Annotated in this window: 2 protein-coding genes and 1 pseudogene; 1 reads left to right on the forward strand and 2 read right to left on the reverse strand. The window is 64.0% G+C overall.

What is annotated here, in order from left to right; translation table 11 throughout:
- Both JHC81_RS11460 and JHC81_RS11465 read right to left on the reverse strand, forming a co-directional pair.
- A pseudogene (locus tag JHC81_RS11460) lies at positions 1 to 196 on the reverse strand (hypothetical protein); the annotation flags it as partial.
- Positions 197 to 283: 87 nt separating this feature from the next.
- The gene (locus JHC81_RS11465; RefSeq protein ID WP_292174727.1) at positions 284 to 1,219 is read right to left on the reverse strand and encodes a ribose-phosphate pyrophosphokinase; all 936 of its coding nucleotides are present in this window, start codon (positions 1,217 to 1,219) and stop codon (positions 284 to 286) included.
- 242 nt (positions 1,220 to 1,461) lie between these two features.
- Between JHC81_RS11465 and JHC81_RS11470 the strand changes: the two genes are divergently transcribed.
- A partial coding sequence (locus JHC81_RS11470) for an outer membrane protein assembly factor BamD (RefSeq protein WP_292174731.1) occupies positions 1,462 to 2,128 on the forward strand: 667 nt, incomplete at its 3' end.

Below are 2,128 nucleotides of genomic sequence, written 5' to 3' on the forward strand. Positions count from 1 at the left end.
AGCCGACGTCGCGCATGAAGGTGACATAGATGGAGGCGGCCTGGGCCACGCCCTCGTTCAGGCTGACGGCGGGCACGGGCGGCGGCGGCGGCGGCGCAGGCGGCGGGGCCGGTTCCGGCGTGGAGCAGCTGGCGATGAGAGCGGCGGCGGCGAGGGCGGAGATCGTCAGACCCCTGCGCAGTGTAACCCGGAACATTCAGACATCCCCACGTGGACGCGCGGCGCGAACGGCGCCGATACTATGTGAAGTCCTTATAACGCGGGCCGAAGTGTTTTCCGATGGTTAATCAAAAAGTTTCGAGACCGATTCTTCGTTGGCAATCCGGCGGATAGCCTCTCCGATCAGTGGTGCAGCCGATACGGCGCGGATTTTGGCGCAGTTCAAAACTTCGTCAGGCTGTTCGATCGAGTCGGTGATGACCAGGGTCTTCAGCGGACCGTCGGTGATCCGCTGGACCGCCGGGCCCGACAGAACGCCGTGGCTGATATAGGCCGACACCTCGGTCGCGCCCTGATCGATCAGGGCCTTGGCGGCATTCACCAGGGTGCCGCCCGAATCGACGATGTCGTCGAACAGGATGCAGCGGCGCCCTTCGACGTCACCGATGATGTTCATGACTTCGCTCTCGCCCGCCTTGGGCCTGCGCTTGTCCACGATGGCCAGGTCGGCGTTCAGCCGACTGGCCAGGGCACGCGCCCGCACCACGCCGCCGACGTCGGGTGAGACGATCATCAGTTCTTCGGGATTGGCATAATGGCGGCGAATATCGTCGGTCAGCACCGGCGTGGCCACCAGATTGTCGGTCGGGATGTCGAAGAAGCCCTGAATCTGACCCGCGTGCAGATCCATGGTCAGGACGCGGTGCGCCCCGGCGCGGGTGATCATATTGGCGACCAGCTTGGCCGAGATCGGGGTCCGGCCGCCTGTCTTACGATCCTGACGCGCATAGCCGAAATAGGGCATGACGGCCGTGATCCGCTTGGCCGAGGCGCGTACCAGCGCATCGGTCATGATCAGCAGTTCCATCAGATTGTCGTTGGCCGGATAGCTGGTCGACTGGATGATGAAGACGTCCTCGCCGCGGACATTTTCCTCGATCACCGCAAAGACCTCGTTGTCGGCGAATCGCTTCACTTGGGCCCGGGTCAGGGGCATGTCCAGATGGTCGGCGATGGCCTGGGCCAGGGTCCGGTTCGAATTGCCTGCCAGCAGCTTCATGTCCGGTCATCCTTTCGCCGTCATCGGCGGGCTGAGATTGGGGTGGTCGCGCTGGCGCGCTTCTTATCAGGGGATGGCCCAGCCACAAGGCCAAACGCCATATGCATCGTGCATTGGCGATAGGTTGTGGCCTGGTGTAGAGATCGCGTCCTGTTTTGGGATGTCGCGGGTCGTGACCTGCGCTGTCCAGTCGAAGGCCCCCGGGCCGCACGGTCTTCGGGCCAAAGTGATTGAGGTCGTCCTTGCCTGCTCCCAAGTTTCGTACCGGCCTGATCCTGGCTCTGGTGATCGGCTCGACCGTGGTTGCCGGCTGTTCGGGCCAGCGGCGTCCGCGTCTGGCCTATGAAGAGCGTCCGGTCGAGGCGCTGTACAACACGGGCTATCAGCGGCTGGAGAGCCGTCGCTGGGCCGACGCCGTCGATTACTTCCAGGAAGTGGAGCGTCAGCACCCGTATTCGGAGTGGTCGCGTCGCGCGATCCTGATGCAGATCTACGCCTACTATCAGAACAACAACTACCCCGAGGCCCAGGCCGCGGCGGATCGCTTCATCCAGCTGTTCCCCGGCAACTCGGGCGCGGCCTATGCCTACTATATGAAGGCGCTGTGCAACTTCGAGCGGATCACCGACGTGGGCCGTGACCAGGGCTATGCCGAGGGGGCTCTGCAGGGTCTGCGCGACGTGGCCCGGCGCTATCCGGGCACCAGCTATGCCATCGACGCCACGGTCAAGATCGACATGGTCAACGACCAGCTGGCCGGCAAGGAAATGTCCATCGGCCGCTACTACCAGCGCGCGGGCCAGCCGCTGGCGGCCCTGAACCGCTACAAGGCCGTGATCGACAACGAGGCCTTCCAGCGCACCTCGCACACGCCCGAGGCCCTGTATCGCCTGGTCGAGGTCAATCTGA

Origin of the sequence: Brevundimonas sp. (assembly GCF_016463295.1) — a bacterium.
GTDB lineage: Bacteria > Pseudomonadota > Alphaproteobacteria > Caulobacterales > Caulobacteraceae > Brevundimonas.

Excerpts from the sequence above, each read along its gene's own strand:
- JHC81_RS11465 (WP_292174727.1), bottom strand. The coding sequence starts at position 1,219 with ATGAAGCTGCTGGCAGGCAATTCGAACCGGACCCTGGCCCAGGCCATC.